The following is a 22,437-nucleotide window of genomic DNA, read 5'->3' on the forward strand; positions in this document are numbered from 1 at the left end:
AAACGAGCGTATATCTTACTTTACAAGTCATTTTTGGAGTTCAGATAAATCTGTCGACAGTATTAGATTAACTATTTCTTTATATATATTCTACCAAGAAATAAAAAAAGTGTCTTGCACTAAGTACAAAACACTTAATCTATTAACCTTTTTACTTTCATTGATTGTCCTGATTTGAATACTACCTCTATGCTCTTGTCTCCTACTACAACTTTGGTAATAATTTTCCGTACAATATCTTCATCAAATTCATCTATTAAAGTTGACTGTGATTCTATGAAATCATTAATTTCAGATAACCTATTTTGAAAATTCTCCTGTTCGTTGTTCTGTATTTGAGTGTTATTTTTTATACTTAATAATTCATCTATCTCTAATATGATATGCTCATAGTTTGTATTCTGATTGATGCAAGACTCCAACTCTCGCTGTAAATCTTTGATTCTTTTTTCTATTCCAGAAAGACTTCCACTATCCAATACTATAACTTCCTCAATATCATTTTTTAAGGATTCTAACATATTCACTCTATTACCTAACATTCTATTTATCACTCGTATAATATGATTTTGAAGTTCTTTTTCAGAAATAGATTCTGAGTTGCACTTACAAATCCCCTCTGTAATTCTAGTTTTGCATCGCCATCTAACATAGTGTTTCCCTTTTGAGTTATGTTCAACTCTTCTAAGGTAATTCCCACATTTTTCGCATTCCAAAATGCTAGATAAGGCATATTTACTATTGTATGCCGTTCTACTAATTTTCTGCTGTTCATGTAGCTTTGATCTTCTTTTTAATTCTTGTTGAACTCTTTGGAACATCTCCTTGGATATAATTGCTTCATGACTATTTTCTACATAATATTGTGGTGCTAATCCATTGTTTACTACTCGCTTTTTATTTAGCACATCAACTGTGCAAGTTTTCTGTAGTAAAGCATCTCCCATATACTTTTCATTTAATAATATCTTTCTAATGCTTTCACCTCGCCAAGTTGGTTTATTAGCTGCAGTCAAAATATTATCTTTCATCAAATCTTTAGCGATTTTGTTTAGGCTTTTTCCTTCTAAATACTCCTTGAAGATTCGTTTGACTACTTCTGCCTCAGCATGATCAATAACTAAGTTCTTGTTTTCATCTTTGGTATATCCTAAGAATCGGCTATGGTTTACTCTAACCTCACCTTTTTGATATCGATACTGAATACCCATTCTAACATTCTTACTAATAGATTCTGATTCTTGTTGTGCTAATGAGGCCATAATGGTTAGTAACACTTCTCCCTTAGAATCCATTGTGTTGATGTTCTCTTTTTCAAAATAAACGGGGACATTGTATTCTTTTAATTCACGTATATATTTTAGACAGTCTAATGTATTTCTTGCAAACCGACTGATGGATTTAGTAATAATCATATTGATTTTACCGTCTTTACACGATTGAATCATACGATTAAATTCAACCCTCTTTTTAGTGTTTGTTCCACTAATGCCGTCATCTGCAAAAATTCCTGCAAACTCCCAGTCATTTCTACTATTGATATAGTTAGTATAAAACTCCACTTGGGCATCATAACTGGATGCCTGTTCTTCACTATCTGTACTAACCCTACAATAGGCTGCTACTTTCTTCTTTATGACTTTGTTATTTGTTAGTCCAACATTATGATTTGTTGATGCTGGAATGACAGTAACGACACGTTTTTCTACCAATTTATATCCCTCCAATCTTTATTAAACTATATTTGTAAGATGATTCCTCGTAGGGATCATCAAACTCTCTATCTTTTGCCTCAATTATAAAATCCAGCGAGATTTTTCTATCTTTGACTTTTTCCTTGAAATTATCTCTTCCTAGTTTTTTTGCGATTTCGCTTCGTCTTGTTTGAACTTTTTCAAATATTTCTTTTGAAATAATTGGTGGGTAGTTCAAAGCACCGATGTATTTTTCGTTCTCAAGTATTCTGCTGATGGTTCCATGACTTCCTTTTATACCTACAGTCTCTGCTGCTTTTACTAAATTAAAACCCTCAAGATATTTTTCAAATAAAGACTGTATTTTTAATGCTTCTTCTTTGCTGACGATAATTTTCCCATTTTCAATCTTGTATCCTTTTGGTAAGTGTTTCATTCTAATCCAACCTTTCTTCTAGAGCTAAGCCACATTTCAAAATAAACTTAACCTTAGTACGGTTTATAACTTCAATGTTTTCTATAAACTCAGAAAATACTACATCGTCAAACTCTGCAAGATAGCATGATTTTTGGACAAACTCTATAAGCTTATCTAAATACATTTTTGACTTCTTTTTATTGTAATCATTACTCAACAAATGATTACTTTGTGCATTCAATCTTTCTTGATCCGATAATAGCTGATTCTTAATTCTAGAGTATGATTTAAAATCTAAGTATTCCCCATAAAATAGTTTTTCTGTTTCTTCTAACTTGATTTGTTTTTCAACTATTTTTTCCTGTAATGCTTCTAATTGCTTGTCGATAGAACGACTGTTAAGTTTTGCTAATTGCTTTTTTAGTGGATTCAATAAATAGTCACGTCCAAATATCAACTTGTTCATCATCATAATAAAAGCATGTTTAATCGCTTCTTCTTCAACATACTTCATGCTGCATTGTTCTTTATCCTCAATATGCCTACCACAGCACCAAGCGATGTACTTTCTACCTTTTGCTTTTGTATGCGTACGCCTTTTAAAAGTTCCCTTACATTCTCCACATATTATTTTGCCTGACATGGCATAACGATTGGCAGATTCTCCTTTGGCTTTATTTCCTTTTTCTAATCGTCTTTGTTCTAAAATCTCATTAGCTTTTTTATAGGTTTCCTTGGAAATAATTGCCTCATGGTGATTTTCAACCAAATAACTATCGACTTCTCCCTTATTGTGTTTTCTAGTGAAATCATCTTTTGTATATGTCTTTTGAAATATGGCATCCCCGGTATACTTTTCATTTTTTATAATTCCGTTGATAGTTCCTGCTGACCATTTTTTCTTTCGTTTCGTTTGTATATTTCTACTGTTCAAATCAGCTGAAATACTATGAGTGCTAAACCCCATAAGTGTTTTACTAAAGATTTCTTTTACAACATCTGCTTCTTCAGGAATAATCTCCATCACCCCATTGTTGTTACAGTAGCCATAGGGTGGATATGAAATAATGTAAGTTCCATTTTTAAATCGATTTTTAATTGACCATTTTTCATTTTCTGAAATGCTTTTTGATTCGTTAGCAGCAAGTTCTGCCAAAATCGAAAGCATAAGCTCGCCGTCCATATCATCAGTTTTGATGTTCTCTTTTTCAAAAAAAACAGCAACATCATAAGCTAAAAGCTTTCTAACCAATTTCAAGCAGTCTACTGTGTTTCTAGCAAATCTGCTGATTGACTTGGTTAAGACTAAATTGATGAGCCCTTTTTCACAGTCATCAATTAACCGATTTAAACCCTCTCGATTTTTTAGTTTTGTTCCACTTATCCCTTCATCAAAATACACATCAACGAATTCCCAATCTTTATTAGAATTAATGTATCTTTCATAATGCTCTTTTTGAGCTTTCAAACTAGATAATTGTTCTTCCGTATTAGAAGATACTCTAGCGTATGCTGCTACTCGAACTTTATGATTTAGCGGTATTTCTAAAGGCTTTATGGGATGAATTTTTTTCATACGATCACCTCCATTTTTGTTATGGACATATTCCCGTAATAAGTACTATTTATCAAGTCATTTGGGTGATTATTTCTGATAAATATGGTGTAAACTGGTCAATGATTTTTTGCGTGATTTTAAGCTTTTCATCACTAGTAATAAGTCCTTGTTCAAACATGTTTTTTACTATACTTAATGAAAGAAACGCATCGTACTCGTTCTCTAAATCTTTGAGGGTATAGGTAATCTCGTAGTCTCTTATTTTTGTATCTTCAATTTTGATTACTTCCATAAAAAAAAACACCTCCTACAAGGTAGCCTTGAGAGGAGGTAAAATCGGACGTTTCCCTTATTCTTTTTTATAAAATTCGCAAACATATCCATCAGAATCTAGCAGTAGACCACTTGCCCAAGTTGGAACAATGGACATGGTATTACAAATAGATTCTATCGTTACATCTGATGGTGCTTCTATGATAATCTCATCATGAACATGAGCCACAATTTGGTAATCTCTTAGATTATTCATCGCATACATTAAAATATCTCTAGCAATCCCCTGTACGATGTTTTCTACAAACTTAGGACCATAACTTTCAATTCTATCCCATTTCTTTGTTGTTCCTACACCTTCATAAGTTACTGACTCGCCACCAAATTTGTTCTCTCCAATTCGCGGTTTAATATATGAGAGCTTTCTTCCACTAGGAAGTGTGATAAACAACATACCACTTTTGTATGAAAACAAAATGCCATGAGTCGATGTTGTCATTCGTTCTTTAACTGTTTGTTTGACACAGCGATCAACCGACCACCACAAATCGACAATCATAGGATTTGAACTTCGCCAAGCATCTACTAGTGGTTTTAGTTCATCTTCTTCAATGCCCATATCAAGTGCTCCCATTGCAGTTAAAGCACCAACTGAACCACCATATCCTAAGGCAAGTTCTGCAATTTTTCCTTTCTGTCTAAGTCCAGCATTCACACCATGCTTTTCCACAGGAACACCAAACATCTGACTAGCTGAAGCACAATAAATATCTCCACCATCTTTAAACACGTTTAATCGCCACTTTTCTCCTGCAAGCCATGCAATCACCCTTGCTTCTATGGCTGAAAAATCGGCAACATAAAATAAATGTTTATCTTTTGGTATAAATGCTGTTCTAATTAATTGAGAAAGTAAATCTGGGATATTATCATATAAAAGTTCAACTGCATCAAAGTTACCACTCGCTACTAATGCCCTGGATTCACTTAAATCACCGATATGATTTTGTGGCAAGTTTTGAAGTTGCACTAACCTTCCTGCAAATCTTCCTGTTCGATTCGCTCCTAAAAATTGAAACATCCCTCGACACCTTTTATCCCTACAAGCAACCTCCTTCATTGCTTCATACTTTTTCACTGAGGACTTTGATAGTTGTTGTCTAATTTTTAAGACCTTTGATGATTCTTCATTGGCATCTTTTAATAGCAGTTTGACTGACTTTTTATCTAGGCTTTCTGTTTCTATCCCGTTATCTGCTAACCATTTTCTAAGTTGAATGACAGAATTAGGATTTTCTAGTCCCGTGATTTCAGATATTTGATTCATTAGCCTTTCTCTTGTTTTGTTATGAAGGCTTATCGCATGATTTACAAATGTCTCTTCAATCATAATGCCTCTATCATTAATTTGTTGATCCAAATGATATTCAGACCATATTTCATCTGTCACAGGAAACCTTTGAAGTTTATTTGCTATTTCCATTTCAACTTCCACATCTCGAATGTTGTAATTCTTAAAATCAGTCCATTTATTAGGAGCGTGAGAAGGAAGATTTCTCGTCCTTTGTCCATTTGCTTTGGTTGGAGTACATGGCATACAAAAATACTTAATTAATTCTTTTCCTTGTGTCAATTTTTGTTTTTCAAGGCCAAGGACACTGCCTACCCCTTCAAGAGATAAAGGAAGTCCAAGTGTTGCCGACCAAACCATCGTACATCGCCAAGATGATGGATTAAGGTATTCTCCATTTGAAAACTTGAGATACCGAGATAAACAAATTCTTTCAAACTGAGCATTAAACGCCCATTTCACAACAGATTCATCAACTAAAGCTTTTTTTATTTTTTCTGGTATTTCTTCTCCATTTTTTAAATCAATAACTTTAGCATTGCCATCATTAACGCTATATGCAAATAAAAGGATTTCAAAATCATCGGATTCAGCATATTTGTAAACGCCTGATTTTTGAAGATTGACACTACTATATGTTTCAATATCACAGTTAAGCTTTTTTATTTTCTCCAAAAAATCACCTCCTAAATAAAGGTGATAGGAAAATACCTACCACCCATTTAACCTACTTTTTATTAAGTTTCTCTTTGATATCTATATAGAGATTAACCATTGTTTTTGTCACGATTTCAAATAGTAATGTACCAATAAAAATCGTTAGAAATACTTCCATTATTTTCATCTTTTTGCTCCTCTAGCCTTTTTAGCTTTTCTATCTGCTAACCAATTACTAATGACAATTAACAATTGACCTAGGATCATTCCAACTGTTCCTCCAAAAGCAATAGATAGCATCATTTTTTCAATACCATTCATGCTTAACCTCCTACGCTAAAAAGTCATCATCTTCTAATGTCGTGAAATCATCACTCGCACTGCTACGTCCACCAAGTGGTGCTCCATCTTTAATTTTTTGAATATTTCCTAGTCCACAAGCAACCCCCTTATTGCCATTTGAATTAAAGGCATAAAAGTTAAGTGACACTCTTGCATAACAGCCTGAATAGACTTCGCTTTGGTCTAAAATCGGCTGTACTTGTTTATCTACAATTTGTGGTGCTTTGATGGAATTTGCATTAATAAAGTAATGTCCTTTATATGCTTCATCTTCTTTTTCAATATCACCATCACGAAGCGGTAATTTAATCGCAGCTTTATTTGGTTTCTTCCCACCAAATTTCGCAATACCTTCTTCAATAGCAGCATCAATTGCTTTTTCAATTTTTGATAATGTTTCTTTGTCATCTTTTGGAATTAGGACAGATACAGAATACTTCTCTGTTCCACCATTAATCGATACTGGTTCCCATCCATTAAAATAAGATAATCTTGTGTTTACTCCTGTAATTACTTTTGTGTTGTTAAACTTTGCCATATTAGTTTTCCTCCTTGATTTCATTAAATTCTTGTTTGGCATTTACAATGGCTTGTCTTTTATCTGTTAATGTAACAAGCGTTGGTTTTCCTAATTGTTTGATTAGTTGTTCGTTAAATAAAGTTTCAAATTTTGTCTTACCCATTAACTTTTGAAGTTCAGTTATTGAAAGTAAAGTTTGTTTGTAGATGTTGTCGTATCCATTTTCTTTTGCAATTTCCACAACTGTTTCTTCGTCTTTAAATTTCCTTGTACTTCTACCATGAACTAGTTTATAACCGTTCCACTGTTTTCCACTTTGAAGGGCTAGTTTAGTCGCATATTCTTTGACTTCATTTGACCACTTTACTAAATCATCAATGTGATCTAAAACTTCCTCAATCTCACTATCCGTTAGTAAATATGGTGATTTTAGTTCAAAACGTTCTAGTTTTTTATGATGGTCAAACCTTGCACGTAGTACAGCTCCACAGCTTGAAAATTGACACCAAGGACCATAAGTAATGACTCCCTTTCCTTCAAAGGCCGCTTCTGCTTTTTCTTTTAATTCAGTTTCTGCCCATGTTGTCAGTTTATCTACTCCTAATTCAAAGGTTGAGATATTGTATTTTCTCGGTTGAAAAATAGTCATCTTCACAGTCTCAATATCATAAAGTGCATCATAAATATTTAATGCTCCAAGTCCATATAACATCATTTGTGGATTGTTTTCTGCACTTACCTCTACTCCTTGACCATACTTAAAATCAATAATATGAAGGTTTTTATCCGAGATAATAATGCAGTCACCTGTTCCAAAGCCTTCTGGTACATAATGTGAAAAGTCTAAGCGTTGTTCAATGAGTACAACAACATCTTTTGTTGTTTGTTTTTCAAGTTCTACTTGTTCCAAGATATAAGAAACATAATCATCTGTGTGCTCTTGCATTTCTTGATTAAACTTCTTCATATTTAATGGTGCTACTTCTTCTTTCAAAACAACCCTTAGCTTATATTCTGCTAACTTATGGGCTAATGTCCCTTCGATGGCTGCATCGCTGATTTCATTTTGGAAAAATGATTCAAGCCTTGGAAGTGGTGGACAACTTAGCCATCTGTGACTACTTGATGCGCTTAATAATGCGTGTTTACTCATGAGATAGCTCCTTTGCTTTTTTAAGTAACAAAGCATAGTCTCGTGGATTAACATCGCTTAGTTTATTGACTCCAAAAGTTTGAATGAGCGCTTTAACTTCCTTTGTAAATCCTGCTCTACTTTTTTCAGCCAGCACACCTCTAACTTCCTCAAGTGTAATCACCGTTTCTTGCTTTTCTTTTATGTCACTTTCTTCTCGATTCTCACCAACAGCATTTACAAGCTCTGAAATACTTTGATTAAGATTGTCTAAGTCATCTAGCACTTGTTTAAGCAATTTCATCCTACTCATCTTGATCTCCTTTCTTTTTAATGGCTACTTCTTCAATCCTGTCACTTGGAATCAGTACAACAATGTCTCTTTTATTTCCAAATAGAAATCTTAGAAGTCTTTCTCTCATAGAAACCTTTCGACATCTCATCACACTGTCCGATGATGGTTTTTTTGAAACACTGACTTTTAATTGATGTTTCATAGTTGGTTCTCCTTTCTAGAGAGTGTTTATTTATCTCTCTAATAGTTAGCCTTGGGAGAGTACAAAATCGGACGGTAGTTTAAAAAATTTTTTCAAAAACAAAAAAAGACCTATCCAAGTACTATGACTTAGATAGGTTTATTGCTTAAATCATCTCATTTACTTTTCTTTGTATAGCGCTATAGTCATAACCTGCTTTTGATAGACGGTTCTTTCTATCTTGCCCGATACCCCATTTCCCATTAATGACCTCCTTGGCAATGTCATCGATCGGCTTTAGTGCTTTACTAGATTGTTCGCTTAATAACTCATTTACTTTTGCCTGAACTAGATTATAGTCATATCCAGCATGTAATAGTGATTTCTTACGATGTGATCCATTACCCCACTTCCCATCAATCACTTCTTTTGCGATATCTACCATATCTTTTAGGTTTTCTTTTGAAACGGGATAAACTGTATTTCCTTTTTCATCAAACACACGATAGCCATACTTATCTGCGCAAGCCTTCGCATTTTCAAAATGTCTAAATGCACCCTTTTGACTTTTAGCATCATTCCATGAAACTCGTACTCTAAATAAACCTTTAAGTATCACTTCTTTAGTCAACTTTTGATTTAATCTCTTGTTTACTTCAGATGCAATGTATGGAAACTTACTACCAAGATAAGGTCCTGGACAGTTGGTATTGGCAAACCATTCATGTTTGGTTAAATTTCCTTTGGTATCTCCTGTATAATTTAATGCCTTGATGCCATTTCTCTTACAAATATCGACACAAAGTTCGATAGTCTTTTCCAATGCCACATCACTAACATGCCAAGACCCACCAATCTCATCGTTGGCAACTTCGATGGTAATCGCTCGATGGTCATTTTCTGGACTAGAAGAACACCAAGAACGGTTATGTTCTTCCACATACATGCCAACTCTTCCTTTTGAGTCAACTGCGTAATTAGAACTTGCTTGTCTTGAAACAGGCTTAAATACCAAACCACAAGTTTCAACCGATAAATTACCTGCCATATGATGGATTGTAATTCTATCAATCTTATATTTTCTTCGCCCACTATGATTTGGACTTAAATTTACATGATTAACTAAGGGACTATTACTCATTATTTTCCACTCTCCTTATCTTTTAATTGTTCAAGTATTGATTGCAGTTTTTCAGGAATGGGAAGTCCTAAATGTGCTGCATTTTCAATGATTGAAATTCCTTCATTGGATAAATAAAAAAAGATCACAACAGAGCGTAGTACACCTGCATGACCTAATATTTGAACATCTAATAGATGACCAATTCCAACTAAAGAAAAGATGATGACTTTTCTTGCGATTCCATTAAATCCTATCTCGCTAGATAGCTTTCCATCTGATATAGCACATAGGACTCCTGTTAGATAATCAACGACTACAAAAGCAATTAATGTATATAACAGCCCGTCCATTCCTCCTAATAAATAACCAAGTGTTCCACCTACTGCAGATAGTAACACTTGTATGCTTATCCATAATTCTTTCATTGTTTTCCCTCCTATTTATTTCCATCTTCCGATGGCATAATAATTTAATATATAATTCGCATTTGTTGCTTCAACTCCTCTTGCGATTTGAAATGCACCTGTGTTTGATGTTGTTGATGGATGACCCGTAGCATTTACCAAAAAACCTACCCATGACAGTGATGATAAATTTACAATTAATGTTGGTACATCCTTAAATGTAAAAGGGTATGTCAAATTCGTATCGGTTATTGCCCCAGATACAAACAGACCACCCCATTTTGTTTTGATATCAATAGTTACTTGTTTTCTTGTTGTCATTTCCATTAATCCACTGTTCCATTTTCTCCATCTCCAACCAAATGTTGTGCCTGTCGATTCTATAAAATCTGCGATTTGACTTCCCTTATATCCAATAGTCCAACTCGGAGAGAGGTCAAATAGCAATGGCTCTTCAGATACTTTTCCGACACCGATTCCTTTACCTGTTTTATGAAAATCTAGTAACACAAAAGCTGTCCCGACATTAACAACTGCCCTACTTGTGGTAAAAGCATCAGTTAATTGAATGCTTACCTCCCAAGTATTCTCCCCACTAGCAGGAAAAATCACACTACCTGATTTACTGAAAGTATCCATTGTAATGCTTCGTGTTGTTTGAGTTGATTGATTAAGCTGTCGATAACTGTAGGACAGTGTCTTTTTATTTTTGTTATTAACCGGTGCAACAGCACAGGCATACTCTAGTTTGATGTGATTACCCGTTTCATCAATCGTTCCATTGGACTGACATCGATTCGCCTTTATCATTGTAATTTTAGGTTCATACCAATCATAAACAATCGGTGTTACAACCTTTGTACCAGTTAGACCTCTTGAGTCTGTTACTTTAGCTTCGATACGTTGTGTCGTAGATTTTATTATTTCTGATGTTTGGTCATTACTTTGATAAGTAATCCCATTTAAGAGTAAACTCCTTGTGGTAACAACCGCTTGCTCGTAAAGGGTCTCTGTTACTTTGGCTCGAATCTTTGATTTTCCTTTTACAAACCCTCCGTATGTTGTGTAAAAGTTGTTAGCATCAGTTAAAGCGATATTGACAACAGGTGTCATATCACTTGTTGCTCTGACACTAATTAAAGGTGCTTCTTTAGTTCCTATACGCTGCGATCCTGAATAGGTTAATACTCTAATTCTTAATTTATCTGTTGAATGGGTTAAATACCTCGCCCAAGTTTTAGGCAAGGTATACGTAAAGCTTGTGGCAATATTGGTTGCGATATTCGTATAATTTAACTTCCCATCAACACTTGCTTGTACGGTGTGCGTAAAAGTCGTAGATGCTCTAGGTGTACTAATGATGATACTTTCTCCAAATGCCATCGATGTTTTATTAACTGATGGCTGTGTCGCTCTTGCGATCATAGGTAATGCCCATGAACCACTTCCTCTTGCGTTAACAGCATAATAGTAAATTCCCGCTTCACAGCTTGCATTAAAGGTTTTATTCCCATCAGCATTATGGGTTATGGTATATTGCCCGGATGCAACGGTCGTAGTTCCTGTTAATTGAATACGAGTTTCCGATTGATAAACTGTCCGCCCTTCAATAACCACTTTAAAATTTCCAGACATATACCAAGTATAAGGATTTGTTCCATTTCCTCTTAATTTCCAATTTATTGTGGTTTGATTGGTTGCGACATTTTGGCTTGCCACACTCCATTCAAAAGTTAAATACCTCACTTCATAGGCATTTGTATTAAATGATCCACTCATCTTAGTCCTCCACTTTTGTAAAACTTAAATTTCCAGTTTGTCTAGGAATAAAGGCAAACTTCCCTAATTTCAAACTGTTAATGAACTCTCCATCTACCGCATAGAACTTACGATTATGCCAGTAGGCACTTTCAACACCACTTTCTAAAAAGACAATCCGTTCATTTTCTATTCTTAAAACAATAGGACTATTTTGTTCTCCAAGAATAATGTTTCCATTTTCAAATCGGATATATTTGCTAAGTTCCGTAAACTTCTTGGCATTTTCTCCATATAGCCTTTCTTGACTTTGCTTATATTGATTAAACTGAAAAGTAATGGCATTTGAGGTTTGTGTCATCAGCGTTTGAACTGATTGAAGTAGTTCATCTGATTTTTCTTTGTTATAGTATTTTTCAGACACTTCAAGCCTAATATCATTGGCAGATTGTTGGATGTATGAATTGGCTTCTCTAATTGCTCTAACAATCGCTAGTGCATTTAACTCTTTCATGTTTTCCTTTATATTTTGATGCATCGTTTCAATGGAATGAATCGTATTAAACTGAGTGGTTGTGAGTGTTTTTTCTTCACTACCGATTGTTAGAACATTACTTTCAGGATGTAGTAAATCAAGAGATAAGCCACTAATTAACATTCGCTCATTAATGTTTAAGCTTGGAACATTAACTTTTACTTTTTGTCCTAGATAAAAGGATGATACATCCTCTCCTGTTTTTGAAAGGTCTGCTGCTGTTAGCGTGATTTTGCTTAGTAGTTTTACAGAGTCAGCTAAATCTTTTCTTCCTGCTCTAAGAAGATTTTGTGGAAGTGTAATGCCCTCATGATGAACAACCTTTGTGATTTCGCCATACTTTTGAATCGCTGTTCCATCCCTTAAAGTCATCAAGCCATTATTAACACTTTCTATGGTTAGATAGGTTTCCTCGTCACTTTCTTCATCACTCATTTTTGCGCCAAGTGGAAGTATGATGGTTGCTAAATCTTCACTTAACCACTCCCTTTTAGCATCTAATAAGTTAACTGTTTGTGTAATTTCTTGCTCTCCTACATAATTTAGATCAGCTACATAATCTAAGTACGCTTCATTGTTTTCATAACGGACATAAAAATAACCACCTAGTTTCTTTAAGAGCTTATCTCTTAAAAAAGACCATGTGGTTAAATACTCTAAGCTACCTCGAACAATATCGCCACTTTCCGTATCGTTAGTAACACTAACCGTTCCTAGATTAAATTGTTTATCTTTTTGAACTTGCTTATTGTGTTCATTTAATACTTTGTTTAATACCGTTTGAACACTTTGTTTTCCAAAATGAAATGGTGCTTGTATCGTGTCATTAAAGAAAGCTAAATCTCCCTCGCACTCGATGGTTTCATTTTGAAATAGATCCATGCTCGGTGAAAAAGCACGACCTCTAAAAATGAGTTTACTATCGTCAAAGACTTTTATAATTGATTTCATATACTGTATACGACCATAAGACGGATTTGTCTTTGGAATAGTAATGACTAAATTCCCAGAAGCATTAATTTCAATATCAAGTCTTGCATCTATGACATCATAGTCAGAAATCAGCGGATGATAAATCAATTCTTCATCACAGTAGATTCGATACATTATAGCTCCTCCATTCTATACTGATAACTTAAGGTGCCTGAGCCCGATAGGGTAAGTTCGTTATTTCCTACTTCTAAAACAATACCTAGCTTATGTTCTCCTTTTTCAACTGAATACCTGTTTCCTTTATGTTCAATAATCGCATTTCCTGTTGTCTTAATGACAATAGGAACGGGCATTCCAAGGTAAAGCACATGAATCGTTCTTGGAGTAGAACTTAAAGCAATACTTGATGACACTTCTTCATTAGAAATCTTAAATGGATAACAGTCAACACTTGCTTGAATGGTTGATTTCGCAGGATTTCTCTCATAAGAATGAAAGGTGATATCGCCTAAAAAGTAGCCATTTAAATGCGAGAACTCTACCTTTACTTGTTTGTTCGTGGTGATTTGAAATAAAGCTGAGCGCTTTTCTTCCCTATCTGCTTCACTTCCTGTCAGTCCAAGTGTCAGATTAATCGTTCGGTTATGAAAATGCGTAAAGCCTGTTAATGCTCTTGTCATATCTAAATCACCATTTCGTCCAGGTACTGATACTTTATGCATTTTAGGATCAGGAATGCCAATATCAAAGTGTTCAAGCACAATTCCCATCTCGTCATAAATATTAAAACCATCGATTGCTAATGTAATCATCCCCTTGACCTCCTTACAGCTAATTTACCTAAGCCACTATCAATGCTTGGAAGTAGTTTCCCAACAAGTGTGCCATCATCTAAATAAATGTTTTGTGTGCTGTTTTCTGCGATTATCGCTAAATATTTCTCCATTGTTTCCGTACTTCCAAGTCGCTCTGAAAACAGCTTATCCAAGTGACTATAAAACCCTTTTAATGGTAGGATGGCTTCTGCTCCTGCCTCACCGCCTGCCAAAAGTGATGAACCATTTAGTCCAAATACTGTTGGCTTTGTCATAATTCCACCTTCTTTGTACCAATCAATTGATAACCTTGGTACAGATGGTGGCATTAATGAAAAACTTCCTTTAATACTAAAATGTGGCAGTTTAATTTTAGGAAATGAAATCTTCATACCCGAGAAGAATCCCACAACTGAATCAATTGCTTTTTTGACGGTATTCTTAGCTGCCTCAATTGGTGTTACAATTGCTGATTTAATGCCATTCCATACATTTGTTGCAGTAGATTTAATGCTATTAAATACTGTGCTAATCGTTGAAGAGACGGTATTAAAAACGGTAGAAACACTGGTTTTTATTCCATTAATAACCCCAGTAATGACTGATTTAATGCCATTCCAAATGTTACTAGCAGTCGTTTTAATGGAGTTAAATACGCTCGATACCACATTAAAAATAGATGACAACACAATTGAAATTCCACTACTAATAGCATTCCAAATCGTTGTAAGGATACTTTGTATCGTACCCATCACCGTTTCAATCACACTGGATACAGCACTAATCGCATTACCTACAATGTTTTTAATACTCTCCCATACAGATATGATGACCTCTTTACAGTTTTCCCATATGAATTGAAATGGTAGTGTGATAAGTGCAAATGCACCTTGAATAAGAGCTACTAAAAACTGCAATCCAACATCAAGAATATTTTTTATCAGTTCCCAAGTGGTAGTAAAAAAGCTAACAATTCCATTCCAAGCTGTCATGAAAAAGTTAGCTATATTTTGAACGACAGTCATTACTGTTTGCGTGATAGTCTCCCACACACCTTTAAACCACTCAGTAATAGCACCCCAATTTTTAATCACTAAAATGATGGCAGCAATAGCAGCGATAATACCAGCGATAATTCCTATAATCGGTAATAACGATAGATTTAATGCTCCAAATCCCGTTGCAGCCCCTGTTGCAGCAACACCAGCTGCTGTAGTTCCTGCTGCACTTGCCCCTCCAGCTACACCCATTGCAGTTGTCGCTGCACTTGTTCCAGTAATTAGACCAATAAGCGGTGCTAAAAGTCCTGTAATTGTTCCAATGGCAGATATTACTTTTCCAATGACAACGACAATTGGACCTACTGTAGCCACTAAAACACCAAATGAAACAATGGCTTCTTGCATACCTGGAGATAAGCTATCCCATCCTTTTTTGATGTTCTTAAAAACTTCTGAAAGCTTTTCAAGCATAGGTTTTAAGACGGTCATTAACGCATTCCCAACTTCAGCACCGACAATTTTTAATTGGTTCATTGTAGTTTTGAAACTATCAATTGGATCAATGGTATTTTCAAAGGTTGTTTCTACATTACCTAGATTATCTTGTAAGGAAGTACCAAGTTCATTAAAGTTAAGAGATCCATTTTTACAAGCTTGATAAATTGCACCACCTGCTCTTTTACCAAAAAGTTCATAGGCTTTTTCTAAACCTTCTGTATCTGATTTCGCATTGACCATGCTATCTTGAATCTCTGCTAGTGCCTCATTGAGTGGTTTACCTTCAGCCGTTGCAGTCGCTAATGCTTTCGTAAGTCCTGTCATCACTTGAGAGGTATCTGCACCAGACATTTCGACATTGCCTAGAAAGTTTGCAGCATCACTTGCATTAAAACCTAGTTGTTGTAATGTTGCTGCATTAGAAATTAAAGCACTGGATAAAGTATCCATGCTGATTCCTGTTCTCTGACCTACTGCATTCATCGTATCCAATAGGGCTCCAGCATCTTCTGTCGTAAGGCCAAAGGCTGCAATCACTTTTTGCGTGTTATCAATAGCATTAGATACATCAATGTTATTGATCTCGGCAAACTTGATAAACTTACTGGATAATTCTTCGAGCTTATCTCCTGTGACACCAAATCGAGTATTCACTTCTCCAATTGCGGCCCCTGCAGTAGCAAAGTCAGTCGGAATGCTTGTTGCGATGTTCTCCATGATGCCTTTCATTTCTTCAAGTGCATCACCACTTGCCCCTGTTTTAGTAACAATGGTATCTAAGCCTGCATCGACTTCATTAAAAGCACTAATGGATGCTGCACCAATCCCAACAAGTGGTAGTGTAAGATGGGTACTTAGTGTTTTACCAACTTCCTGTGTTTTATCACCAAGCTCTTTAATTTTATCTCCAGCTTCTTTTACTGATAACGTGACAGCATTGGGTACTTTCTTGAATTCATCTTGTAGTTTGGATAAAGACTGCTCTGTTTCGATAATTTCACGCTGTAAAGCATCATACTTATCTTGACCTAAGTCCCCATTTTCAAGTTGGACTTTAGCTTGTTTGTCAGCTTCTTTTAAGGCATCCAGTTTACTACTTGTTTCCTTAATGGCTTGTCCGAGTAATTTTTGTTTTTGCGATAATAACTCGGTATTCTTAGGATCAAGTTTTAATAATCGATTCACGTCTTTTAATGCTGACTGCGTTGAACGAATGTTGTTATTGACTGATTTTAATGACTTATCTAATCCTGTCGTATCGCCACCAATTTCAACAGTAATCCCTCTAATTCTTCCTGCCATATGGTCCTCCTTTCTTAAAAATGGGTATTAAAAAAGACCTTCTTTAAGGCCACTTATTCTTTAAAACCTATCAAACTCACTTTGTCCTGCTACTTTTTGATATTTAACACTATCGTTTCCTTTTTCAGTCCAAATATCTAAAACCATCCCGATAGATAATAAATCGAGTTCACTGATAGAAATACCTATCTCGACACATCGAAGTAGGAATAATGCTGTTGTCATTTCCCTACTACTTGATTGAACTTTTTTTTACTCTCAACTTCGACCCTAAGATTACTACCCCATAATTCTAGAATTTCTGGTAAGACTTCATAGATTGAAAACATTTCAAATTGATCTAACCATTCTTCAATAGTTGGTGGGATTGTGTTGTCCCCATGAAATGCCATAATATAGGCAACATTTTCAAAAATCTCTAAATCTTCAATCTCAAAACTACTATTATCTCCTTTATAGGATTTTTCTAGTTTCGATAAATCTTTAAAAATGTCACGCTTAAATTTCAAACGATATAGCCTTGGAATGGTGGCTGACGATTTGAATACTACCTCTTGGTTATTAATCATTATTTTCTTTTCTAACATTAGCTACCTGCCCTTCCTGTAGGTGATACTGTTTCTGTTTTTGGTGTAGGTAAATACACACTCTTATACCAATTTTGATAACTCGTATCCTGAGTAGCATCTCCTGTTCTTGATTTCACTAATCCATCTTCTCTAGGATCAGCAGTTAATGTTAATTTCTCTGTACCTGGGGAAATAGACTCTTCCTTCGTTTCCGATTCAATGGATGGTCTAGAAGTTGAACAGTTATATAGAACATGACGGATCGCTTTTTCATCGCCATCAAATTCAAAGAGTAATGCAAATTTTTCTGTTTCCTTAATGGATGCCTTCTCCACGAGCACTCCATTTTTATCTAATTCTTCTTTTAAGATATCGGTTCTAAACCATTCAGGGATAAGTGCAATCTCTAAATCCCCACTGTATCCATTATTAGATGTCGACCTAAAATAGACGATACCATCGGCGTAAAATGGACTTGATTCTCCTTCAGCCTCTAAACTAATACTGACCGCACCTGGTATTGGTTTAGGTGTTTCGTAAGTAAATGTACCTTCTTGTGTTTTTGTTAGTTTTGCAGCGTGTACATTTTTTAAATTATATTTGACTTTGTTTGCCATAATTTTTGTTCCTCCATTTCAAATGTATATAAAACTTCGTAGAGCTTTTCGCTCTCAATCCAAGTTTCATGCTTGTCATAGACAATCTCATACTTTTCTAAAATACTTTCTAATCTACTTTCTAAAGTGATGTCTTTTTTATCTGTATAAAGTTCTAGATGAACCACTGATATTTTATGATGGATTTTCCCATCTGCTTTGAAGTGATTGGTACTTGGTAACAGATAAATTAAAAAAGGTGGGCTCACCGCATTACTTTCTGCAAAGTGATGATAAGCATAAGGGAGATTCATTTCTTTAATCACGTTTATTAAACTAGTCATTTTCTAATATCTCCTTTACTTTTTGTTCAAATGAACTGACTGCTTGTTTCTCAGCATTTGCAATATGTGGCATCGCCCTTGTCCTTCCACCGCCTCTTTTTGCATGTCCAAATTCAAGTAAATGCGTCAGCTGATACTTATTTCTAGAGTGAACCACTACACTCAATGAACCACTTGTCTCTTTATCCCTTTTAACTGCCCAACTTTTCGCATACTTGCCACTTTTCTTCGGTGCGCTAGATTGAATCATTTCTTTTGTTTCTTTTCCAACTTCCTTGATGACTTTTTTTAGTTGTTCAGTTGTGACTTTTTGATATTTCTCTAATTCTTTTTGAATAGCATTTGCCATATCATCTACTTTGACTTTCATCTTTCCACCAACTGACAATGTAGCTTTAAGCTTTTCTTTCTAAAGTTCATATGGTCAATACCTTTGATGTTATAAATTTTGTCATTAAATAATACTCTATGTTTTGTACTATCAAGATGACTCACTTCAGATGAGTAGCGAATCGTAAAATCTATTTTAGACCTATCCCATATTGCACCCACTGATGTTTGTTCAAGTGGACTTTCCTTACTAACCGTTGCAAAACAAGAATACATATCCATCCAATCTTCAAGTTGATTGCCTATTTCATCCATTGTCATAATAGATTCTTGAATGATAATTCGAGTATTTAATAAGCTCACTTTCATTAGAATTCCGCCTTTCTAATTCCAAAAAGCAGACTTCTTAGTGTTAAAGTTAGCTCCTTGTGGTTTGCTTCTTCTCTATGCTCATATAGATAAGCGACACTATACAAAATAGCAGTCTTAACTTCTTCGCATAATAAAAGAGTAGACGTTTCATCTACTCTTAAAATATGCATACATAATTGTTTTGATGTTGCCAAGAGAGATTCAAGCAGTAAGTCATCATCACTTGAATCTACTCTGACATATTGTTTTACTTCTTCGAGTGTTGGACTCACTGCTTATCTCCTTTCTAGCCTTGAACACTTAAAATTTGAACTGCTTCTTTTACAATAAGTTTCGCATCAACTCTTTCTTTTGCCACATAACCAATCATGCCGTTTCCTGCAAATAACTCAGTTAATGCTTTAAATGAACGTGAACCACGATCTCCAATGTTGTAATAACTAATATCCCCAAAAGCAATCGCATTTTCTGGTGCAAATGCTGATGTATAAACTGGATAACCTAATAGTCTATCGGGCTCACCTTGTTGATAGCTTGGTTGCCAAATATAGGCGCCATTACTATCTTTGAATTTACGAATTTGCGCGATTGTCTTATCGTTTGTGATAAAGACTGCATTTTTACGATATGGACGTTTTAAGGCATGGACTAAGTTAATCACATCATCTGCTTTAATTGCAGATACCTTATCTAAGAACGTACCACCACTTGTCTCATTAAAGATACCGGTTGGTTTATTGTTACCATCACCATTCAAGAAGGCATCTTCTTCAGCATTGGCTAAGGCTTTACCAAATTGCTCTGTGATATAGTCTTCTAAATCAAAAGCACTATCATAGAGTAATTCTTCTGTGACTTTAATAGCGACATGAAGTTTATGCGCATCAAGTAACATCTGCTTAAATGTCGCATCAGAGAATTTTAGTTCCTCTCCCTCGTCAATCCAAGCTGCTGCAGGAGAGGTTCCTGCGATATTAATTTTGTGATTTCCTGATGTTTGAATGATTGTTGCTAAGCTACGGATAATATTTTCTTCTTCAAGAACAGTAATTAAACGCTCATCATATTCTTCTGGAACTAAATAACCACCATCTGCATCCACACCTTCTTGCAGCACGTTAGATACTTGCTTAAAGTTTGTTCTAAGTGCTTTTAACATGCCATCTTTATATTCTTTACTTGCACGACCTGTCTTTTCGTGTTTGTCCTGGTGCGGTTTTTCAGTAATGGGTTTATTAATTGGTTTTGATAATTCTTTCTCCATTTGTTCCTCCCTTTGCATACGATCAATTTCTTGACTAAAGTTTTTAATCTTATCTTCCATTTGTTGGTACTGATCCATGTGTTCTTTTGAAAGCAGTCCGTCTTTGTCTTTGTTGGCTTCAACAAAAGCCTTCGCACCTTCCCATGCTTTATTTCTTTTTTCAATCATTTCTAAAATTTTACTCATACTATTTACCTCCAATTTTTCATTAAGTTGAGTCTTTCAATTAAGTCCTTTGACTTAACAGTTTCTTGTTTTGTATTGATTTGGCATTTTTCTGCTATCTTCTTTCTTAGTGAGTTTTCGACAACGACCTTTGAATATTGACTAGATACATTTGGTATTTCTATATCGGATTCTTCTCTTTCAAGTAGTCCATCACAAAAACCAAGTTCAATCGCTTTATGCACATTCATCCATGTTTCACTATCCATCATGTTGGATAATTTTTGTCTAAGAAGTCCTGTCTTGATTTCATAAGCATTCATAATGGACTCTTTGACTTCATCTAACATCGACATCGCTTGTTTCATCTGTTCTTTATCTCCAAATGCAACCGTCATTGGATTATGAATCATCATCATAGATACAGGGCTCATTAATACCTTTGTACCTGCCATTGCGATAACCGATGCTGCACTTGCAGCAATGCCATCAACTTTAATAACGACTTCTCCTTTATGGTCGATTAACATGTTGTAAATTTGTGCCGCTGCAATGCAATCCCCACCTGGAGAGTTAATCCAAACGGTAATATCTCCTTTGTGGTTTTCTAACTCAGATTTAAAAAGCCTTGGTGTGATATCATCATCAAACCAAGACTCTTCAGCAATCGTGCCATTTAAAAATAAAATATGTTCACTATCATTTTTGGTCTTCCAGTTCCAAAATTTCTTCACTCGTATTGTCCTCCTTATTTATATTTGCAAATGCTCCTGCATTTTTTAGTGGGAGCATGTTCCCATTAATGAGATACAAATCGCCACCTTCTTCTTTGGGAATTTTATCCAAGTTTTCAAGTGCTCTGATATCATTGGCACTCATCCACCCATTTTGTCTACCGACTGCATAACCATTCATTCTTGATTGGTAGTCACCACGAAGTAAACCATCCACATTAAACTTCACGTAGTATGTTGATTTTTCATTTTCCTTTAACAGTCGTCTGTTGATGGCTTGTTCAAATCGAATAACCCATGGATCTAAGGTATACTTCACAAATTCTAGCGACTGTTGTTCAATATTAGAAAAGCTAGATTTTTCAAGGTCGCCTACCATATGAGGTGGCACTCTGAAAATTCTAGCTATCTCGTTAATTTGAAATTTACGTGTTTCTAAAAACTGTGCTTCATTTGGACTAATAGAAATCGGCGTGTACTTCATTCCTTCTTCAAGGATGGCTACTTTATGAGAATTACTCCCTGAAAAACCACGCATCCAACTTTCTCTTAGGCTTTCAGCATTTTTAACTGTACCTGGATGTTCTAAAATACCACTCGGTGTTGCACCGTTTGAGAAAAACTTTGCTCCATACTCTTCTGCTGCAATAGACATACCAATCGCATTTTTTGCCATCGCAATAGGAGAGTAACCCACCAGTCCATCAAATCCAAGTCCTGGAATATGAAGGACATCTTGAGTGGTTAGTAAGACTTTCTTACCATCACCTGATTGATATTCATAAAAAATGGTGTTGTGCTCATCCCTATCGACTTTCATCTTATCTGGCATGAGTGGATACAGCCCTATCACATCACCTTTACCATTCCTAATAATTTGAGCATAGGCATTTCCCCAAAGTAATAAATGTGTCATAAGGGTTTCTCTAAAAATAAAACTTGTCATTTCAGGATTGGGTTCATCATGTAGTAGATGATATAAGCTATGACTTGTTGCTTTTTTATTTCCTACTTCTGTTGTTTCATAGACATGAAGTGGTAAACTTGCTAATGTTTCCGATAAAATGCGAACACATGAATAGACTGCAGTCATTTGCATAGCCGTTCTTTCATTGACTCGTTTTCCACTAGATGACTGTCCAGTAAAAAATGTGTAGCTATTATGACTTAGTTTATTTTCTGGTTTATCTCTAGATTTAAATAAGCCGCTTAAAATTCCCATCGTTTCAATCTCCTTTTTCTCATCAAAAAAGCACCTATCAAATGACAGATG

The 22,437-nt window shown here is 35.2% G+C and carries 26 protein-coding genes; all 26 read right to left on the reverse strand.

Annotated elements, in window-relative coordinates; all coding sequences use genetic code 11:
• Positions 1 to 134 precede the first annotated feature (134 nt).
• Complete coding sequence (locus tag ACMZ6Z_RS00005; RefSeq protein ID WP_237665663.1) at positions 135 to 1,712, reverse strand: recombinase family protein; 1,578 nt, start codon at positions 1,710 to 1,712, stop codon at positions 135 to 137.
• A 1-nt stretch (position 1,713) separates the two neighbouring features.
• Positions 1,714 to 2,130 carry a recombinase family protein gene (locus ACMZ6Z_RS00010; protein ID WP_124748744.1) on the reverse strand — a complete coding sequence of 139 codons (417 nt, stop codon included), beginning with the start codon at positions 2,128 to 2,130 and terminating at the stop codon, positions 1,714 to 1,716.
• A 1-nt stretch (position 2,131) separates the two neighbouring features.
• Positions 2,132 to 3,688, reverse strand: coding sequence for a recombinase family protein (locus tag ACMZ6Z_RS00015; RefSeq protein WP_124748745.1), 1,557 nt, complete (start codon positions 3,686 to 3,688; stop codon positions 2,132 to 2,134).
• Positions 3,689 to 3,740: 52 nt separating this feature from the next.
• Positions 3,741 to 3,962, reverse strand: a complete 222-nt coding sequence (locus ACMZ6Z_RS00020) for an SHOCT domain-containing protein (protein WP_124748746.1) — start codon at positions 3,960 to 3,962, stop codon at positions 3,741 to 3,743.
• A gap of 57 nt (positions 3,963 to 4,019) precedes the next feature.
• On the reverse strand, positions 4,020 to 5,960 hold the full coding sequence (locus tag ACMZ6Z_RS00025) for a DNA polymerase (RefSeq protein WP_408126690.1): 1,941 nt from the start codon (positions 5,958 to 5,960) through the stop codon (positions 4,020 to 4,022).
• Between the two features lie 174 nt (positions 5,961 to 6,134).
• The gene (locus ACMZ6Z_RS00030; protein ID WP_416130642.1) at positions 6,135 to 6,272 is read right to left on the reverse strand and encodes a hypothetical protein; all 138 of its coding nucleotides are present in this window, start codon (positions 6,270 to 6,272) and stop codon (positions 6,135 to 6,137) included.
• Between the two features lie 10 nt (positions 6,273 to 6,282).
• The gene (locus ACMZ6Z_RS00035; RefSeq protein WP_124748747.1) at positions 6,283 to 6,831 is read right to left on the reverse strand and encodes a DUF2815 family protein; all 549 of its coding nucleotides are present in this window, start codon (positions 6,829 to 6,831) and stop codon (positions 6,283 to 6,285) included.
• A 1-nt stretch (position 6,832) separates the two neighbouring features.
• A complete protein-coding gene (locus ACMZ6Z_RS00040; RefSeq protein WP_416130643.1) occupies positions 6,833 to 7,966 on the reverse strand; it encodes a DUF2800 domain-containing protein in 1,134 nt (377 codons plus the stop codon).
• On the reverse strand, positions 7,959 to 8,258 hold the full coding sequence (locus ACMZ6Z_RS00045) for an rRNA biogenesis protein rrp5 (RefSeq protein WP_124748749.1): 300 nt from the start codon (positions 8,256 to 8,258) through the stop codon (positions 7,959 to 7,961). Before ACMZ6Z_RS00045 ends, ACMZ6Z_RS00040 begins: the two co-directional genes overlap by 8 nt.
• Positions 8,251 to 8,442, reverse strand: coding sequence for a hypothetical protein (locus ACMZ6Z_RS00050; protein ID WP_124748750.1), 192 nt, complete (start codon positions 8,440 to 8,442; stop codon positions 8,251 to 8,253). Before ACMZ6Z_RS00050 ends, ACMZ6Z_RS00045 begins: the two co-directional genes overlap by 8 nt.
• A 145-nt stretch (positions 8,443 to 8,587) precedes the next feature.
• The gene (locus ACMZ6Z_RS00055; RefSeq protein ID WP_124748751.1) at positions 8,588 to 9,562 is read right to left on the reverse strand and encodes an N-acetylmuramoyl-L-alanine amidase; all 975 of its coding nucleotides are present in this window, start codon (positions 9,560 to 9,562) and stop codon (positions 8,588 to 8,590) included.
• Positions 9,562 to 9,969 carry a phage holin family protein gene (locus tag ACMZ6Z_RS00060; RefSeq protein WP_124748752.1) on the reverse strand — a complete coding sequence of 136 codons (408 nt, stop codon included), beginning with the start codon at positions 9,967 to 9,969 and terminating at the stop codon, positions 9,562 to 9,564. Before ACMZ6Z_RS00060 ends, ACMZ6Z_RS00055 begins: the two co-directional genes overlap by 1 nt.
• A gap of 15 nt (positions 9,970 to 9,984) precedes the next feature.
• Positions 9,985 to 11,727 (reverse strand): hypothetical protein, encoded by a 1,743-nt coding sequence (locus tag ACMZ6Z_RS00065; protein ID WP_409482535.1) that lies wholly within the window; start codon positions 11,725 to 11,727, stop codon positions 9,985 to 9,987.
• Position 11,728: 1 nt separating this feature from the next.
• A complete protein-coding gene (locus ACMZ6Z_RS00070) occupies positions 11,729 to 13,348 on the reverse strand; it encodes a phage tail protein (protein WP_124748754.1) in 1,620 nt (539 codons plus the stop codon).
• On the reverse strand, positions 13,348 to 13,986 hold the full coding sequence (locus ACMZ6Z_RS00075; RefSeq protein ID WP_124748755.1) for a hypothetical protein: 639 nt from the start codon (positions 13,984 to 13,986) through the stop codon (positions 13,348 to 13,350). Before ACMZ6Z_RS00075 ends, ACMZ6Z_RS00070 begins: the two co-directional genes overlap by 1 nt.
• Positions 13,983 to 16,790 carry a phage tail tape measure protein gene (locus ACMZ6Z_RS00080; RefSeq protein ID WP_416130644.1) on the reverse strand — a complete coding sequence of 936 codons (2,808 nt, stop codon included), beginning with the start codon at positions 16,788 to 16,790 and terminating at the stop codon, positions 13,983 to 13,985. The genes ACMZ6Z_RS00075 and ACMZ6Z_RS00080 overlap by 4 nt, the downstream gene beginning before the upstream one ends.
• A 60-nt stretch (positions 16,791 to 16,850) precedes the next feature.
• Positions 16,851 to 17,015: a hypothetical protein gene (locus ACMZ6Z_RS00085; RefSeq protein ID WP_185690661.1), complete on the reverse strand. Its 165-nt coding sequence runs from the start codon at positions 17,013 to 17,015 to the stop codon at positions 16,851 to 16,853.
• Positions 17,012 to 17,377 (reverse strand): hypothetical protein, encoded by a 366-nt coding sequence (locus ACMZ6Z_RS00090; RefSeq protein ID WP_124748757.1) that lies wholly within the window; start codon positions 17,375 to 17,377, stop codon positions 17,012 to 17,014. Before ACMZ6Z_RS00090 ends, ACMZ6Z_RS00085 begins: the two co-directional genes overlap by 4 nt.
• Positions 17,377 to 17,976: a major tail protein gene (locus ACMZ6Z_RS00095; RefSeq protein ID WP_408126685.1), complete on the reverse strand. Its 600-nt coding sequence runs from the start codon at positions 17,974 to 17,976 to the stop codon at positions 17,377 to 17,379. Before ACMZ6Z_RS00095 ends, ACMZ6Z_RS00090 begins: the two co-directional genes overlap by 1 nt.
• Positions 17,949 to 18,299 carry a hypothetical protein gene (locus ACMZ6Z_RS00100; RefSeq protein ID WP_408126684.1) on the reverse strand — a complete coding sequence of 117 codons (351 nt, stop codon included), beginning with the start codon at positions 18,297 to 18,299 and terminating at the stop codon, positions 17,949 to 17,951. The genes ACMZ6Z_RS00095 and ACMZ6Z_RS00100 overlap by 28 nt, the downstream gene beginning before the upstream one ends.
• Positions 18,292 to 18,669, reverse strand: coding sequence for an HK97 gp10 family phage protein (locus tag ACMZ6Z_RS00105; protein ID WP_124748760.1), 378 nt, complete (start codon positions 18,667 to 18,669; stop codon positions 18,292 to 18,294). Before ACMZ6Z_RS00105 ends, ACMZ6Z_RS00100 begins: the two co-directional genes overlap by 8 nt.
• Positions 18,666 to 18,998 (reverse strand): phage head closure protein, encoded by a 333-nt coding sequence (locus ACMZ6Z_RS00110; protein ID WP_124748761.1) that lies wholly within the window; start codon positions 18,996 to 18,998, stop codon positions 18,666 to 18,668. The genes ACMZ6Z_RS00105 and ACMZ6Z_RS00110 overlap by 4 nt, the downstream gene beginning before the upstream one ends.
• Complete coding sequence (locus ACMZ6Z_RS00115; protein ID WP_124748762.1) at positions 18,998 to 19,273, reverse strand: head-tail connector protein; 276 nt, start codon at positions 19,271 to 19,273, stop codon at positions 18,998 to 19,000. The genes ACMZ6Z_RS00110 and ACMZ6Z_RS00115 overlap by 1 nt, the downstream gene beginning before the upstream one ends.
• A gap of 14 nt (positions 19,274 to 19,287) precedes the next feature.
• A complete protein-coding gene (locus ACMZ6Z_RS00120) occupies positions 19,288 to 20,451 on the reverse strand; it encodes a phage major capsid protein (RefSeq protein ID WP_124748763.1) in 1,164 nt (387 codons plus the stop codon).
• A gap of 5 nt (positions 20,452 to 20,456) precedes the next feature.
• Positions 20,457 to 21,164 carry a head maturation protease, ClpP-related gene (locus tag ACMZ6Z_RS00125; protein WP_185690662.1) on the reverse strand — a complete coding sequence of 236 codons (708 nt, stop codon included), beginning with the start codon at positions 21,162 to 21,164 and terminating at the stop codon, positions 20,457 to 20,459.
• Positions 21,130 to 22,386, reverse strand: a complete 1,257-nt coding sequence (locus ACMZ6Z_RS00130) for a phage portal protein (protein ID WP_124748764.1) — start codon at positions 22,384 to 22,386, stop codon at positions 21,130 to 21,132. The genes ACMZ6Z_RS00125 and ACMZ6Z_RS00130 overlap by 35 nt, the downstream gene beginning before the upstream one ends.
• Positions 22,387 to 22,437: the final 51 nt, after the last annotated feature.

Source organism: Streptococcus pluranimalium (genome assembly GCF_047785705.1).
Taxonomy (GTDB): domain Bacteria; phylum Bacillota; class Bacilli; order Lactobacillales; family Streptococcaceae; genus Streptococcus; species Streptococcus pluranimalium_A.

Coding starts and splice junctions, on each gene's coding strand:
- ACMZ6Z_RS00010 (WP_124748744.1), bottom strand. CDS start 2,130: ATGAAACACTTACCAAAAGGATACAAGATTGAAAATGGGAAAATTATC.
- ACMZ6Z_RS00015 (WP_124748745.1), bottom strand. CDS start 3,688: ATGAAAAAAATTCATCCCATAAAGCCTTTAGAAATACCGCTAAATCAT.
- ACMZ6Z_RS00020 (WP_124748746.1), bottom strand. CDS start 3,962: ATGGAAGTAATCAAAATTGAAGATACAAAAATAAGAGACTACGAGATT.
- ACMZ6Z_RS00030 (WP_416130642.1), bottom strand. CDS start 6,272: ATGAATGGTATTGAAAAAATGATGCTATCTATTGCTTTTGGAGGAACA.
- ACMZ6Z_RS00035 (WP_124748747.1), bottom strand. CDS start 6,831: ATGGCAAAGTTTAACAACACAAAAGTAATTACAGGAGTAAACACAAGA.
- ACMZ6Z_RS00040 (WP_416130643.1), bottom strand. CDS start 7,966: ATGAGTAAACACGCATTATTAAGCGCATCAAGTAGTCACAGATGGCTA.
- ACMZ6Z_RS00045 (WP_124748749.1), bottom strand. CDS start 8,258: ATGAGTAGGATGAAATTGCTTAAACAAGTGCTAGATGACTTAGACAAT.
- ACMZ6Z_RS00050 (WP_124748750.1), bottom strand. CDS start 8,442: ATGAAACATCAATTAAAAGTCAGTGTTTCAAAAAAACCATCATCGGAC.
- ACMZ6Z_RS00055 (WP_124748751.1), bottom strand. CDS start 9,562: ATGAGTAATAGTCCCTTAGTTAATCATGTAAATTTAAGTCCAAATCAT.
- ACMZ6Z_RS00060 (WP_124748752.1), bottom strand. CDS start 9,969: ATGAAAGAATTATGGATAAGCATACAAGTGTTACTATCTGCAGTAGGT.
- ACMZ6Z_RS00065 (WP_409482535.1), bottom strand. CDS start 11,727: ATGAGTGGATCATTTAATACAAATGCCTATGAAGTGAGGTATTTAACT.
- ACMZ6Z_RS00070 (WP_124748754.1), bottom strand. CDS start 13,348: ATGTATCGAATCTACTGTGATGAAGAATTGATTTATCATCCGCTGATT.
- ACMZ6Z_RS00075 (WP_124748755.1), bottom strand. CDS start 13,986: ATGATTACATTAGCAATCGATGGTTTTAATATTTATGACGAGATGGGA.
- ACMZ6Z_RS00080 (WP_416130644.1), bottom strand. CDS start 16,790: ATGGCAGGAAGAATTAGAGGGATTACTGTTGAAATTGGTGGCGATACG.
- ACMZ6Z_RS00085 (WP_185690661.1), bottom strand. CDS start 17,015: ATGACAACAGCATTATTCCTACTTCGATGTGTCGAGATAGGTATTTCT.
- ACMZ6Z_RS00090 (WP_124748757.1), bottom strand. CDS start 17,377: ATGTTAGAAAAGAAAATAATGATTAATAACCAAGAGGTAGTATTCAAA.
- ACMZ6Z_RS00095 (WP_408126685.1), bottom strand. CDS start 17,976: ATGGCAAACAAAGTCAAATATAATTTAAAAAATGTACACGCTGCAAAA.
- ACMZ6Z_RS00100 (WP_408126684.1), bottom strand. CDS start 18,299: ATGACTAGTTTAATAAACGTGATTAAAGAAATGAATCTCCCTTATGCT.
- ACMZ6Z_RS00105 (WP_124748760.1), bottom strand. CDS start 18,669: ATGAAAGTCAAAGTAGATGATATGGCAAATGCTATTCAAAAAGAATTA.
- ACMZ6Z_RS00110 (WP_124748761.1), bottom strand. CDS start 18,998: ATGAAAGTGAGCTTATTAAATACTCGAATTATCATTCAAGAATCTATT.
- ACMZ6Z_RS00120 (WP_124748763.1), bottom strand. CDS start 20,451: ATGAGTAAAATTTTAGAAATGATTGAAAAAAGAAATAAAGCATGGGAA.
- ACMZ6Z_RS00130 (WP_124748764.1), bottom strand. CDS start 22,386: ATGGGAATTTTAAGCGGCTTATTTAAATCTAGAGATAAACCAGAAAAT.